General features: G+C 32.9%; 15 protein-coding genes and 1 pseudogene. 1 reads left to right on the top strand and 15 read right to left on the bottom strand.

Annotated features, from left to right (window positions below; translation table 11 throughout):
- Window positions 1–258: 258 nt before the first annotated feature.
- The 8 genes from MKY37_RS21385 to MKY37_RS21350 all read right to left on the bottom strand — a co-directional run bounded on the left by MKY37_RS21385 (window position 259) and on the right by MKY37_RS21350 (window position 7,740).
- Complete coding sequence (locus MKY37_RS21385; protein WP_340780207.1) at window positions 259–1,158, bottom strand: M23 family metallopeptidase; 900 nt, start codon at window positions 1,156–1,158, stop codon at window positions 259–261.
- 255 nt (window positions 1,159–1,413) lie between these two features.
- The gene (locus tag MKY37_RS21380; RefSeq protein WP_340780206.1) at window positions 1,414–1,593 is read right to left on the bottom strand and encodes a hypothetical protein; all 180 of its coding nucleotides are present in this window, start codon (window positions 1,591–1,593) and stop codon (window positions 1,414–1,416) included.
- A gap of 377 nt (window positions 1,594–1,970) precedes the next feature.
- Entirely contained in the window at window positions 1,971–2,411 is a 441-nt protein-coding gene (locus MKY37_RS21375; protein ID WP_340780205.1) for a terpene synthase, read from the bottom strand.
- Window positions 2,412–2,860: 449 nt separating this feature from the next.
- Entirely contained in the window at window positions 2,861–4,327 is a 1,467-nt protein-coding gene (locus MKY37_RS21370) for a serine hydrolase domain-containing protein (protein ID WP_340780204.1), read from the bottom strand.
- Window positions 4,328–4,358: 31 nt separating this feature from the next.
- Entirely contained in the window at window positions 4,359–5,261 is a 903-nt protein-coding gene (locus MKY37_RS21365; protein WP_340780203.1) for a sensor histidine kinase, read from the bottom strand.
- 24 nt (window positions 5,262–5,285) lie between these two features.
- Window positions 5,286–6,053 carry an ABC transporter permease gene (locus tag MKY37_RS21360; protein ID WP_340780202.1) on the bottom strand — a complete coding sequence of 256 codons (768 nt, stop codon included), beginning with the start codon at window positions 6,051–6,053 and terminating at the stop codon, window positions 5,286–5,288.
- Window positions 6,046–6,966, bottom strand: a complete 921-nt coding sequence (locus MKY37_RS21355) for an ATP-binding cassette domain-containing protein (RefSeq protein ID WP_340780201.1) — start codon at window positions 6,964–6,966, stop codon at window positions 6,046–6,048. The genes MKY37_RS21360 and MKY37_RS21355 overlap by 8 nt, the downstream gene beginning before the upstream one ends.
- Window positions 6,967–7,044: 78 nt before the next feature.
- Complete coding sequence (locus MKY37_RS21350) at window positions 7,045–7,740, bottom strand: response regulator transcription factor (protein WP_340780200.1); 696 nt, start codon at window positions 7,738–7,740, stop codon at window positions 7,045–7,047.
- Window positions 7,741–8,371: 631 nt separating this feature from the next.
- Here MKY37_RS21350 and MKY37_RS21345 point away from each other — a divergent pair.
- Entirely contained in the window at window positions 8,372–8,539 is a 168-nt protein-coding gene (locus MKY37_RS21345; protein ID WP_340780199.1) for a hypothetical protein, read from the top strand.
- 27 nt (window positions 8,540–8,566) lie between these two features.
- Here MKY37_RS21345 and MKY37_RS21340 read toward each other — a convergent pair whose 3' ends face one another.
- From MKY37_RS21340 to MKY37_RS21310, 7 genes and pseudogenes are all read right to left on the bottom strand, one after another.
- Window positions 8,567–8,977, bottom strand: coding sequence for a hypothetical protein (locus MKY37_RS21340; RefSeq protein WP_340780198.1), 411 nt, complete (start codon window positions 8,975–8,977; stop codon window positions 8,567–8,569).
- Between the two features lie 266 nt (window positions 8,978–9,243).
- Window positions 9,244–10,038, bottom strand: a pseudogene (locus MKY37_RS21335) (serine hydrolase).
- A gap of 93 nt (window positions 10,039–10,131) precedes the next feature.
- Entirely contained in the window at window positions 10,132–11,034 is a 903-nt protein-coding gene (locus tag MKY37_RS21330) for an alpha/beta fold hydrolase (RefSeq protein ID WP_340780197.1), read from the bottom strand.
- Between the two features lie 187 nt (window positions 11,035–11,221).
- Window positions 11,222–11,659, bottom strand: coding sequence for a GNAT family N-acetyltransferase (locus MKY37_RS21325; RefSeq protein ID WP_340780196.1), 438 nt, complete (start codon window positions 11,657–11,659; stop codon window positions 11,222–11,224).
- A 173-nt stretch (window positions 11,660–11,832) separates the two neighbouring features.
- Window positions 11,833–12,084, bottom strand: a complete 252-nt coding sequence (locus tag MKY37_RS21320; RefSeq protein ID WP_445323079.1) for a hypothetical protein — start codon at window positions 12,082–12,084, stop codon at window positions 11,833–11,835.
- 446 nt (window positions 12,085–12,530) lie between these two features.
- Complete coding sequence (locus tag MKY37_RS21315; RefSeq protein WP_340780195.1) at window positions 12,531–12,758, bottom strand: hypothetical protein; 228 nt, start codon at window positions 12,756–12,758, stop codon at window positions 12,531–12,533.
- A gap of 364 nt (window positions 12,759–13,122) precedes the next feature.
- Complete coding sequence (locus MKY37_RS21310) at window positions 13,123–14,109, bottom strand: phosphotransferase enzyme family protein (protein ID WP_340780193.1); 987 nt, start codon at window positions 14,107–14,109, stop codon at window positions 13,123–13,125.
- Window positions 14,110–14,547 lie beyond the last annotated feature (438 nt).

The following is a 14,547-nucleotide window of genomic DNA, read 5'->3' as shown; positions in this document are numbered from 1 at the left end:
ATTGGTTCTGTAAAGCCTTGAACTAGCCCAATAATAATCATTTTAATTATTAATATTATATCTAATTCTTCCATTTTCTTCCCTCACAAATTCTCAAGTAGTTTATAAAGACGAATAAGAAACAGGAATTGTTTCCAAATAATTTTATACTATATTAATATTTTAATAAGAAAAAAGGCGTTACTCCTTCTTGAAGTAAACATCCGAAGTAATAATAGAAAGACCTATAAGAATCTGAAGAACACTTAAAAACTTTGCTTACCAAATTAAGCTGTTTTTTATTAGAAATCTTCCATTGAAGTGGATTGGCACACCTACTCCGTTTTTTTCAGCATGGATGTGTAAATGTGGTTCTGATGTATTTCCTGAATTGCCAACTAACCCGATTGGCTCTCCTTTCTGTATACTTTCCCCTTCTTTTACAACAACAGTTCCTTCTTGCATGTGCGCGATATAGACATTTACATTTTCCTCCTCACAGAGTAAGTTGAGGAAATTTCCTTCTACATTTTCAGAATCAGCATCGGGAGGTGTCAAATCTGGTAAATCATTACGGACTTCGAGTACGCTACCGGTACATGGACTATATAATTGTTCTCCATATGTGACGAATTTATCAAGTTCCTCTGGGTAAATACCAGCTGCTCGGATCCCGAATTTATTCAGCTTAACTATGTCTAAAGCATATTGCTGACTGGTATAAGCATTATGATAATTAATAAGCACATGATTTCCGCCCTGACCAACATAATATGTCCCATTTTTCAGCGGAAAGTCGAGTTCAATTGCTACATCTTTAGTTGTAAAACCACTGAATATCAAAACATTATAAGCACCGAAAACAAGTAAAAGAAGGAGATTGTAACTAAGAGACATCTTCTGTCTACGGTTGAATTTGATGCGAAACGGTAGAGATTGTACTTTTTTCCATGAATTATGCGTCGACAGTAACAAAAAGAACAGCATTATGAATCTTAGATAATAACTGAACCAATCCCATGACGATGAAAAAAATAACCAAGTTGTAAATAACACTGTAAACATTGCCTGCGCTAACCAATTCAATTTACTAGGGAAAGTCCCTTTCCATAATGAAATAATAAACACAGTCGGTAATATCAATTGGAATACGAATAGCTCCAAAATTGCGAGGGTCATAAGCAATCTCCTTGTCCTCAAATAGGGTGTTTTTGTATAGTATGTCGCTATTATCACTATTGTTGATATTAGCAATCTCTTATAATACTTGAGTAGTTCTCATATAATAACTTACTTGGACAGCTTTACAGTTATACCTGCTTATTGAACTAAACTTCTGCGTTAGTTCAATAAGAAAAAAAGGCTTTCCCCTTCTTGACGTTAAGCCTCCGGTATTTTAGTACACCACTTCACAAACTATTTAAATTAAGAGAGTTATTCTCCATTTTTATATCTATTATCGCCCATCATATAGATGTTAGAACTTTCTCCTGGTTTTGCATTTGAATTAATTGAATTCTGATTATTGTTATTAATTCTCTTATTTCTTCTGTCAACTAGTAAAGCAAAGGCGATAATAATAAAAAGAATAATAAGCACTATTAACCAAATCATATTTATCCCTCCTTTATTTACAGTATATTCAAACCATTTAAAACTACAAGCATTTTAAAGGATTTTTTTATGGAACTAAACTGCTACTTTAGTTCCATAAAAATCAGGCTTTACCCTTCTTGAAGTAAAGCACCAGTTAGCTTAATAATATTGCTTCTGATTAAGAAATCATGTCGTTTTTTTACATTTGGAAATTCACTGTATTAATTTTGTTCAAATTTTTAATGCAACTTTCCAATTTGGTAGTGGTTCATAATTTCCCTCTTTTAAAATGTGTTTTTAGTGATTTTCTACACACTTATTTAGCTAACCTGCCGTGGTAGTTCAATTAAAAAAAGAGTTGCCTAAGGAACCCATAATATTCGAATAAATAGACATTATTCTTGAGATAAATTTAACCAACTTTTTTTATCAATTGATTGGATTTTATACTTTGAACCAATTATATCTAACATTCTTTGATAAGTTTTAACATCCCAAGAATCATCCACATGCTCATATAAGTCTTTTTGTATAAATTCTTGAGTAATATAGTTTGTAACAGAACTAATGTCAACTAACTCTCCAAAAAACTGTCTTAACATAATCGACTCCTCTTTTTCTAAAGGTTCATCTGATAGGAAATAAATTCTAAATACATTAACAATTACATTTATATCTTCGTCATCTAAAAAACAAAGTGGCTCTAACTTTTTATCTTCTTCTGTAAAGGGTCCTCTAGTATCTTCAATAATGACATAAGCGAGCATTTTATCATCTTTAAAGAAACGAAAAACTTCTAAATCTCGTAATCTTAGTTTTCTATCGATTGAAATCATTTATTTCACCTATCCGAATATGAATTTAGGAACTGCGGTAATATCTGTACAACTTCTTCACTTTATACAAATTACCATTATGAAACTATAAAAAATAATCATTTTCTTATCCAACTAAACTACCGCGTTAGTTCAATAAGTTTTCATTTATTCTATTTCTTCTTTCGGATTACGTCTGCCTATTAAAAAACCTAAAATAAGACTTATTAAAAGCAAAGAATATCCATTTGGAGAAAAATCATTCTTCATAAATCCTCATATAAGCCATCCTATCAAAGAACCCAATATTAAAAATATGGACTTTTCACTATCCTCCCCCCTCTATCTATTAGATAATTTCTCCAATCGTCTTCGAATTCCTTCTTCAACTAAACTACTGCGTAAGTTCAATAAGAAAAAAGCTTTACTCCTTCTTGAAGTAAAGCACCCGTTACTTTTAGTGTAATTCTTCACAATCTTCTATTTCTAATTAATCTTATTCGATAATAGATTCTTAAACTTGTGAGCACCAATCCAATGATGAAACCTATTGCCAATAAAATTATCGCAGCTGGCCAAAGACCGAATGCATCTAACGTGGTGGAACTGTTATTTTTTAATATAGGGAGAATAAATAATAACCATCCTATACCAAGGACAGGTATCAATTGCGGAATTAAACGAAGATAGAATTTCCAAGCTACATGCTGGTTACGTTTTTTCGTCCATTTTTTACTTCTTCTTATACCTCTGATTCCTAATATCAAGTAAATCAATGTGATAACACCAAGTGATAAATCTATCATTTTAGGAATTGAAGATTTTATTTCGGTTTTTTTTCCCTCTGTCAATTGAATAACTCCAGAACTGATCTCATATGCATGTTCGAATGTAGGAGTGAAACTATTCAATAAAACGGCAACCGCATAGCCGCTACTTGGAACGATATCTTGTTGGGATTGAAAAGTAGAGTTTGAGCCGCTATGAGAAATGCGAGCTGGCTTAATATTTAGGGAGCTTAAAGACCAACCAAGTCCATATTTCCCATTCCTAGATTGTGGTAAATAGGACTCTTTTAGTAACTCTTGTGATAGTAATTGTTCTCCTTTTTCATTTTTTCCGTCGTTTGTATGCATAGCTAACCATTTTCCCATATCACTAGCAGTCGTAAAAATACTCCCTGAACCACTGAACATTTTTTCAAGCTCTGTCCATGGCATTGCCGTACCATATAACGTGACATATCCTCGAGGTATTTCTAATTTTTTTGTAATATCCCCAGAGTTAACTACCGAGATGGAATCATTCATTCCGAGCGGTGTGAACACATTTTCTGTTAGGTAGTCATTTAACCCCATTCCACTTATTTCTTCTACTAAATAAGCTAATGTCCAGTAGTTTGCATTACTATAAAAATACTTTTCTCCAGGGTTGGATTGTAGTTTCCAATCATGCAGACGTCCTACACCTTCTTTTAAGGTATTCGCTGGTGCTACAATGGTAGGATTCGGCAGACCAGATGTGTGACTCAACAAGTGACGTACAGTCACCTGTCCCCACCTTTCATCACCTAGTTTTAATTCAGGAAGATAATTAATAATAGGTTCATCCAATTTTATGTTTCCTGCATCAACCAATTGTAAAACCGCAAATGCAGTGAATGGCTTTGTACCAGAAGCAATACCAATAATAGACTTTGCTGTCAGTGGATCTCCGTCAGAATCATGACCAAATCCTTTTTCATATAGTACCTTTCCATCCTTTATGACTACGATAGCAGCACCAGGCAGCCCGTTGTTCTCTATATAATTCGTAACATACTCATCCACTTTTCCTGTATCGAACATTTCATCAGCCTGAGCTAGTAAAGGAACAAACAATAGAGGAATCGAAATAATTAATATCAATAAAAAAATAAGACTTTTGTTTTTAGACACAATCTTTCCTCCTTTCTTCATTAGTTTTTTATTAAGCTACTGACTTCCATTCACAAACTATCGATAATTCGCCATCATTTAGCTGGACTATAATTGTCCCATTCATTTTTTCCATCAAGCTTTTCACAATCGACAAGCCTAAGCCGGTACTTGTACCCGAACGTGATTGATCGACAGTATAAAATCGGTCAAACATACGCTGGGCAGCTTCTTCGGTTAATGAATGTGCATCATTTTTCACGATTAGTCTTGCCATTGAATCTTTTTCCTCAAGACTAATTCTGATATTTCCATCTGAATAGGCAATCGCATTGGACATCAGATTTTCAAAAACTCTCTTTACGGCTGAATCATCAGAAATAATGAATATATCCGTTTCTGGCATTGTTATGCTAGGTTCCATATTTTTTTCATTTAAACGGTCATAGAAGCTCATTAATATATCAAAAGTAATCTCCTTGAGATTGACTCGCTCAGACTTTAGATGGTATTCGGAGGATTCAATAACACTCAGCTCAAAGAATTCCTTTAACAATACTTCTAGTCTTTTTGCTCGGTTGAATGCGATCGATAGTAATTCATTTTTTTCTTCAGCTGTCAGATTATCCGCTTCAGCCATCTGAATGTACCCCAGTATAGAAGTTAATGGTGTTCTCAAATCATGGGACATGTTTGCAACAGCGTGTTTATGTTCATCTTTAAAACGCACTCTTAATCGATTCTCCGTCACATGCAAATCAATAAGCTTATTAATTTCTAGTCCCAGATTTTCTATATCTTTATCAATAAGCGCCATATCAATTTTTTTATTAGTTTTTCGATCGTTATAGAATTGTAGCTGTTTTCCGATCTTTTTCACTTCTTTCTTTACCGAACATAAACGCGTGAGCAAAAATACTGTCGCTAAAGATATGACGATGATTACATAAATCAATGCTCCCACCTGCCCACCTCAGAATTACTTAATTTCTTTTCGATTAATCATAAAAACTCCACATAATATGATGACAAAGAAGGATACGACTCCGATAAGAATGGATTTTATCATCTCAGCTTTTGTTAGTGTGTATCTGAATGCCTCACTAAATTGAGAGAAGAAAGTATTCTCATACACTATTTGGATTAATGGTGCAGTAATTAGTTTTTCGATTGCAAACATCATTACTACAAGCAAAAGAGTAAAAATAATCGTTTTCCCGCTATCTTCTGCCGCAATTGCTATCAATGATACGATTGCTGTAAAACTTAAAAAGTGCAAGGCAAATAAACTGTATGCTCTACCTAAGTACATTAGATTTGGAAGGCTTATTATATCCCCATGTCCAAATAATAGGACCATGGTAATTGCAGTTATCAATGCAATCAGGATCGTTACAATAAATGCTCCAAGCGTAAAAACAAGATACTTTGCTATAAAAATAGTAGATCTTTTATTACCGCTCAACATTTGATTTTTGATTACCCCGTTTTGTGTAAATTCAGTGGAGATATAAAAACCGGCCAACGTACTGACGAAGAAGTTAAAGAATAATGGGATTGAAAATGGCGATAAAGCATTGAATTCGCTTAACCCAGCTTTATCAAAATCAGTTCCAGTTAGTAGCCACCAGTCCATTAATATTAGGCAATGTAACAATGCACTTAATCCGGTAACACTTGCGACTAATACCCAAAATGTTTTATTCCGAGATAATTTATATAGTTCTGCTCTAATTAGATTAGTCATGCTCTACACTTCCTACCAGCTTTGAAAAATAGCTTTCGAGACTGTCACCCATAATTGAAAGATGTTCAATCACAAAACCATTTTTGGTTAATATTTGTGAAACTTTCCGAACATCATCAAAATCACTATATAGTTTAATCATTCCATCTGGCATTACCTCAAAATCAGTAGTGAATAGATTATTTTCTAGTACAGCTGCTCCCAAAGACGGATCATCCACTTTAATTTGCAAATGTTGTCTGTTTTTTTCATCTAGTTCTTTTGATGTAAGCTCTTCTAATAGTTTCCCTCTATGGATGATGCCAAACTTAGTTGCAAGTTGATGGAGTTCACTTAATATATGGCTTGAAATTAAAACAGTAAACCCTTTTTCGCGATTTAACTTTTTTATAAGTTCCCTCAGTTCGACTATTCCCATAGGATCTAGCCCATTTGTGGGCTCATCCAGAATGAGGAATTCTGGATCACTCAATAACGCAATAGCTAAACCAAGTCTTTGTTTCATGCCAAGTGAAAAGTTTATCGCTTTTTTATTTCCTGTATCCGCAAGACCTACAAGTTCAAGTGTTTTATCGATACAGTCTTTTCCTGGTATACCTTTTTGCATTCGATGAACCTCTAAATTTTGTTGGGCAGTCATATTGAGAAAAAGTGCAGGGTTTTCGATGATTGCTCCCATTCTTTTCTGTACTTCTGTTAACTTGTAGTTATCATTTCCAAATAGTTCTATGGATCCGCCTGTTGGGAAGATAAGTCCTGTTATTAACCGTAACATCGTTGATTTTCCAGCACCATTTTGTCCGATGAATCCATAAATTTCACCTTTTTTAATCGTGACATTGATGTTTTCAATCGCAAAGTCATTTTTATATTTTTTTGTCAGTTTATTGGTTCTTAAAATATATTCACTCACATACATAACCTCCTTCGTTCTTCCATTAGTATAGGGGTTAATTTGTAAGAAAACCTTAAGATGAACCTTAAGAAAATCTTAAGATTTAAGACGATAGCCCATGCTCCAAATGGTTTCTATATATTCTTCATTTGGATTTGCTTTGGAGAGTTTGTTCCTTAAATTACTCATATGAACATTTACTGTATTATCATCACCGTGGAAAGGCTCATTCCATACACTTGCAAATAGATTTGATTTTGAGAAGATTTTTTGTGGGGATGCCATGAGAAGGGCTAATATTGCATACTCGCGAACGGTCAATGAAAGCTTTGTACCATTCACTTCCACTGTTTTCGCTTCTACATCAATTTGAATATCCTTGTGTGTTAACTGCTCTCTCGCGGGAGTTTCCTTGCTTTTTTTGTATCTTCTTAACAACGAATCAATACGAGCCGATACTTCTTCTACATCAAAAGGCTTTGAAATAAAATCGTCTGCACCAGATCTTAAACTATCGATCTTTGTCTGCTGTCCGTTTTTAGCAGAAATAATAATGACTGGAGTAGATTCTCTCGAGGCGATTTTTTCAAGGATTTCTTCCCCTGTCATTCCTGGAAGCATTAAATCCAACAAAACCAAATCCCACTTCTGTTTGTCTATATATATCATCGCTTCAGTGCCAGAATAGGCAGGCTGTGGGAAATAATTACTATTCTTAATTATTCTACATAACAATTGATTAATATCATTATCATCTTCAACGACTAAAATGTTTATTTTCTGCTGTTTCACTTATATCCTCCCTTTCATCTTTGCTTAAATAAAGTATCGTATTACTAATCCTGCGATAATTGGGTTTCTGACTGATACCAACCAACACTTTTAACCTCTAATAGAATTGAACCAAAAGCAATATGGGCATGTAATACGTTTTTTCGTACTTGACTAGACCAATTTGTTTGATACGAGCATGTATCTGTTAATAGAATATATCCTTTTTACCGTTGTATCAATTTCCTCCTCAAGCTGTCAAAGGAACATTTTCTATTATTGCCATAATTTCTTAACTGCATTGAAAACTTGTTTATCCCCTTCTCTAACGTTTTCCATTAAAACTGTGTTTCTATTAGAAGTACATTGCTGCCTATTCAACAAACCTACTACGATAGTTCAATAAGAAAAAGCTACCATTAAAGGCAGCCATTTGTATACTAAAGTACACGATAGTTTAAGTGTAATACTTCACAATTCCCTCCAGTGTGCCCCTGCTACTTAATCAAGAACCTCTCCCCTTTTTCATCAAATGTATGCTTAAAATCAAATGCAAAAGGAGTTGGACCCAACTGAATATAATATATGTTATACTTCGTTTTTCGTAAAAACCCTCATTCATTAATAATCTTCAATTCGAATACGGTTTTTCTTGAATTTACCTACCCCTTGCCCAAATCCGATACTTCATCAAGAAAATGATATATCCATTCTAGAAGCAACAGATTTCATTGAACAAGAAGCATCTAAAGTTTTTAGTTTTATAAATGAAAAATTCGGAGAAACACTAGGTAAGCACTTACGCCATCGGATGATGTAGTAGGTACACCTACACCTAATTAAACCTTTATTCTTGGTTAAAGTGCCATAGCTTTTCTAAAGGAATTTCAGACTCTTTGAAACCATATTTAGTTAACATAATTCGTTCTATCGCTTTTTCTGGTTTTTCTTGATACATCTTAATAATAACTTCACAATGTGCCAATGCTAAATGTTCAGTCAGCATTCGTGCAAATCCACCAAGTATTTCTCTGTGTTCATCTTTAATAGGTTCTTTTGAGAAATATGTAGCAGATACATAATTTACACGTTGGTCATCTTCTTCATAAATTAGCTCAGGCATTTCAAACTCCTCAAATGTTGCTGGTCGAAACTCATCTAATAAGACTAAAGAATAATGTTGGTTACTGATCCGGATATCCCAAACTTCAAAGTCTTTTAATCTTATTTTACGTTCAAAATAATCAATCAAGTTCATAGTTCCGCCTTTCAAATAATATAGACAAAACGTTTAAAGAAACCACCAATTACTTTAATATTTCTGCCAAAATAGAATAATAAGCGGCTGTTCTTTTTATGAAATTGCCTCAGAAATTCAGATTACGCCATTTAATATATAATTCCTCTTTACTCCAATTTTTAACTTCTTCTTCAACAAAACTTCTCCGGAAGCATAATAAGAAAAAGGAACCGTCTAAGCCGTTCAATAATCATCAAGTAAAGCACTCGTTAGTTTAACAAGCACTAAGAATTAGATAGACTTTTATTTGCCAGTTCAACTTCTTGAATACAGTACTCATCATAGAGTAATTTGATTGCATCAATAATTATTTCATCTGCTAATTGATCTTTGTATCGATTTGGTAAATCCTTTGCACCTAAAACATATAATAATGGGTTTTTGGAAAACTCACCCATTATTCCAATATCAACTATTACATTATCTAATCCGCCAGTCATATGATTTAAGAATTGACTTGGAATACCCTCTATATCACCTCGTTGCCTAACTAAACCATTAATAACTGGAATCCATAAATCAGGAGTAGTTTGGTATCCTTGATGTATTAAACGTAAAAGTTCTAACATCTCAATCAATTTTCCATTGTTATCCAAGTCTCTGGGATTTTGAGTAATATTTATGTTATTAAAATAGGATTTTATTTTATTGTTAATCATTTCCCATCCACCACAAAAATGAACAATTCTCTCTGCTACAAAGCTATCGTGACAGGCTATCATCACCTCTACCGCATCTTGGAGAGCTAAGAAATCTCTGCCCTGAAAGTGAGGATATACTTCGTAGCTATCTTCTTAGGGATTGAAAATTATATCTTCAACGATATCAGTCCATTTATAATGTCTTTCTTCAACCAGTTTAGCGATACAAAAGGCAATAGCAACTTTTGCTGCAGATGCAAGAGGTACTAATAATCCTTTATTTAATGATAAAAGTATATCTTGTTTTGAATGAGAGTAAATAATAATTCCCACATCACCTGACTCTAATTCCTTTATTTTATCAAGAACTTGCTTCATTTCCGAACCCCACTTCACACTATTTTCTATTTACTAATTCTCTCTGTAAATTTTTCCTTGTTTAACTAAAGTACCAGGTAGTTGAAGACAAAATTATTCTTTAACCATCCATGTTATTGATTGAATAATAATATCTGGTCTATCAATATGTATTGAATGACTTGCCTCTGTTGCTATTATTAATTTACTATTTTGAGATAGATTTACTTGGTTCATAATTAGTTCTTGCCACTTTTCTTCAAATAACCTTAACTCCCACTCTGGTAAACCATCCTTAGTTCCTAACCTAATATTATGTTCTTTATCTCGACCAATTACAATTAAAGGAATATTAGGAAATTCTCCTAGGTTCTTAATAGTATCTGCGTCCTGCTTCCAGTTGCTAATTTCAGAGTGCATTGCTTTGTATAAAGAAGGATTTATCTGGAAATTTATTAATCGCTGCTGTACAAAAAAAGGAAGTTTTTTTTGTTTTTCTGTGAGAGTAGGATTAATTATTTCTCTTAATTCTTCTCGATCCATTCGAGAATAAGCATCACATTTCTCCAACCAGATCTCATCGGTTGAACCTTCATTCAATACTGGTATATCTAAATTGTCTAAGACCTTTAAATCAATAGAAGTCGAGTCAACTAATACTAGTCCTGCAACTTTTTTTGGATGCTTTTTCACAAAATGCTGGGCACATAAACCTCCATACGAATGACCAACTAGTACCACGGGTTCAAGAATTCCAAGTAGAAGCATCAACTCATTTATTTCATTTACGACTGCTTGTGTATTACGGATTTCGTTTCGAATTTCACTCTCACCAAGTCCAGGTCTATGAAACAAGACTACTCTGCTTGATTTGCTTAATGCCTCTATTACATCGTACCACTCATCAAAAGAGCAACCCATCCCTGTTAGGATAATTATTGGTGTACCATTTTTCCCTTTTTGAAGAATCTCCATTTTATTATGATTAATTGTTAAAAATTCACTAATATTACTCACCCTCGCTTATATTTTAATATCAATAGATTGATGCTCTTAGCCTGAGGCATCAGTTCAAGAAGGTTTGAATGACATGTCCAACAAATTTTCATCGTATTCTTCTGAGTAGTAACTTTTCAATAAAATTTCAATTATACCTTTTTTACCTAATCATCCTGTTAAGTTGATGTAGAAAAAAGAGACAAACTTATAATTGCAAACTCATAGAAACTGTTCTTATGTTAAATCCCATTCTTTCGTACAGTTTAATCGCTTGGTTCTCTGCAAATGCACTAAGTCGAACTTCTGAGTATCCATTTCGTCTTAGATGGTCAATGGCAGTTCCCATTAACAGTTTAGAAACTCCATTCCCTCTAAAATCTTCTATAACAAATAGTTCATATATAAAACCATTCATTTTGTCATTAAATTGGTCTTTACTAGCACCAATTAGAATCCAACCCATCAATATTTCGTTATCTGTTGCTATTAAATAATAGCTTCCCTTTTCCAATAGTGGTTCAATAAGACATTTGACCTTTTCACTTGTAGGTTTTACTTCACCCAATGTGCCATCAAATATGGCTTGTGGGGAAAGTAATAGAACTTCTTTAAGTTCTGTATCATTAGGTTTTCTAATATCCATTAATAAGATCATTCCTTTTCTATATTCTTTTATGAATTTTATATTAAACCTGGTGAACTTCTTTAAGAAAATTGATACCTGATCAGCAAACTTGCCGCTATTTTAAGTACAAATCTGAACTAAAAAAGAAAAAAGGCAATCTCCGTAGTAGAAGAATCACCTTATGTTATTAATTATTTTAAAGCAACCTTCCGTGCTTCATAGAATTCTTTAATCGTTGAGTACCGTTTATATCGATTGTTCTCTACAGCTCTAATTGCTATTTCGTATAATTTGGGACTGGATTTCCACTTTGAAAATGAATGATCCATTTCTCCACCTAATAGCCCAAATGCTATTGCTCCCATATTGAATACATTTGTCTTGGAATCAATAGGATCCCCTAAAGTGAACTCCTTTGGGGACTTAAATCTTAAGATCCCCAAAAATGTTCCCCTAAATTATTTACAGAAATTTTTTAACCAAAGAAAATTTTGATTTTCTTGTAATTGAAAGCTCGCTTTGTCATTTGTAAATGTAATTGGATTAATACGTTCTATACTATTCAAAATATGATCCTCCTAATTGAAGTAAGAATCACGTAGTTTATAAGGGAAATGATACCATATCCTTTTATTTGAATAAATTCCCACTAATCATAATCGTCATTTTCATTAAACAAAGCCTCCTTACATACTAGTTAAGGAAAATAATACCATATATTTATTAAAAAATCCTTTATTTTTCGTAAATTCACACTATTTTTTAATCTAAACTAAGTCGTTAGTTTAACGTGTAACATTTAACATTGATTCTGCTAAATCTTCTTGATGTTTTTGACGTAAAATAAATCATCAAAATGATGAGCATGTTTAAATAAAGCACCGGTGCACTATTTGTGAGGTAAAGGTTTTTCTGGTCGGTTAGAGCAATATTTACAATTAGGGTCACTACATTTTGATCCAACCCAACTATTACATTTAGGACAAAAATACTCATCAAAATCATCATAATAAACTAAATTAAACTTGCAATTAGAACAAAATTTTTCTTGTTCAATTTGACCATAGAATTCAAAGCCATCTATTTTAACTTTGCTATTTATTTCAATTATGTCCATAAATATCCTCCATAAAATTAATTAATCTTCTCCCCGTTAGTGAAATATGTCCTCGCCTCTTCGAAACGCACCACGTTACTTCAACAAACCTTATCTTGTAAAAAGTCTAATTAAAACAACAACAATAGCGATAACAGCCCAAATAATGGCTTGTCTTTTTTTTCAATTACAAAACTTCCCACTGAAAGTTTGGAACCTTAGTTTACTATCCCACTGCTTTACTTTAAATACGTTTGAAATGAATAAAAGTTCCATTTTTAAGTAAATATTCCGTTTATAAATATATAAAATCTATTTAAAATAAGAAACAAAGCTCTATACAAAAAGGAGCTAACAAAATTTAAAATTAGCTCCATAAAATTATTTAAGAATTCTCTTCGAATGAAAGACGATACTCGTTTATTTTATGACATAGTTTTTTTCGAAGATTGGTGAGCCACTCTGGATTTTCTTGCGATTCTTCAATGTCAACAGTCCTTATTAACTTAGCAAAGGAAACTAATTTGTGTAATCTCTCGTATCCAGATGACTCTTTAAGTAAATCGATATCGATTGTAGTTTCAGTTTTATAACCCTCAATAAATTTTATAATAATAGGAGAGTTCATACTAAAATCACCTACATCCCTAAGTGCGTAAATTATATCGGCAACATACCAATAGCTTGAACAATCATCGAAATCAAGCATTCCGATTAGGTAGTTATTAAAAACTACATTATCAAGTTCAAAATCATAGTGAATCAACCCGAAATTCTCTTTTGTTACTTTTAAACTATCTGCCCATTTTGAAATTCGTTCCAATTCTCTGTGGGCAGCTGTTTCATGAGAGGGCAGTGTTTCTTTTACTTTTAAAAGATGGTCTTTCCAATCTGACCGATAGACATAATATTGCTCCGGTATATTTTTAAGACACTTGTGCAATTTACCTAAAGATTTTCCCCACAAATAATTCTGTTCAGTCGTGATTTCTTCGATTTCATACTGATCGCCTTCCAGGGCTTCGAAAACAACCGCATAATACGTTCCAATTCCAGTCTCTACAACTTCAAGATATTTTTCATTTAATGATTTCACAGGTTGTGCTACGTTTAAAGAGTTATTTCCTAAATATAGGATGATGTTTATTTCAGCTTCTATCGCATGGTGTTCCCTTTCACAAGATTCATTAAATCGTAAATAATATGTTCTTCCATCTTTTTTGAAGATAAATATAAAATTCGCACTTGCTCGCAAATAAAAAACGGATCCTTGATCGTATCCCCATCTACTTAGGATCTGTTCTGCCAATGGACTTCTCCATTCGCTATCAACTGTTTTTAATACTTTTTTCATCGTACTGAGTTTCATCATATTAAAATTACCTCACTTTTTCTTATTTAATCTTTTATTGTAGTCACTTTTCTTCATCCATAACATTTTGAACTACACAACCGGATTCTTTTTCATGGTTGCAATTATTATTTTAAATCCATTTGATTACCTCCTATTTAATGCTGGAAGCAACCTAAGAAATTAAATATTTGTAAGCTTATTGGTTAAAAAAAGACAAAAAACCACAGAGTTATATAGAATAACCCTGTGGCTCAAATGTTTTATTCAAAGCAAAAAGCTAATGCTTAAATTGCATAGTCGCACATCATAATGAAAAATCATTTTTTAAAACTAATATGAATCCGAATGAGTGAGACGCAATAATTTAATTTCCAAGGTTAACTTCATTAAGTTTCTGAATTGCATGACCTCACTCCTTTCTGTAATATTAAGAATATTTTACCATTTCGATAAATT

Origin of the sequence: Psychrobacillus sp. FSL K6-2836 (genome assembly GCF_038003085.1) — a bacterium.
Taxonomy (GTDB): domain Bacteria; phylum Bacillota; class Bacilli; order Bacillales_A; family Planococcaceae; genus Psychrobacillus.
This window is presented reverse-complemented; position numbering and strand designations above follow the sequence as displayed.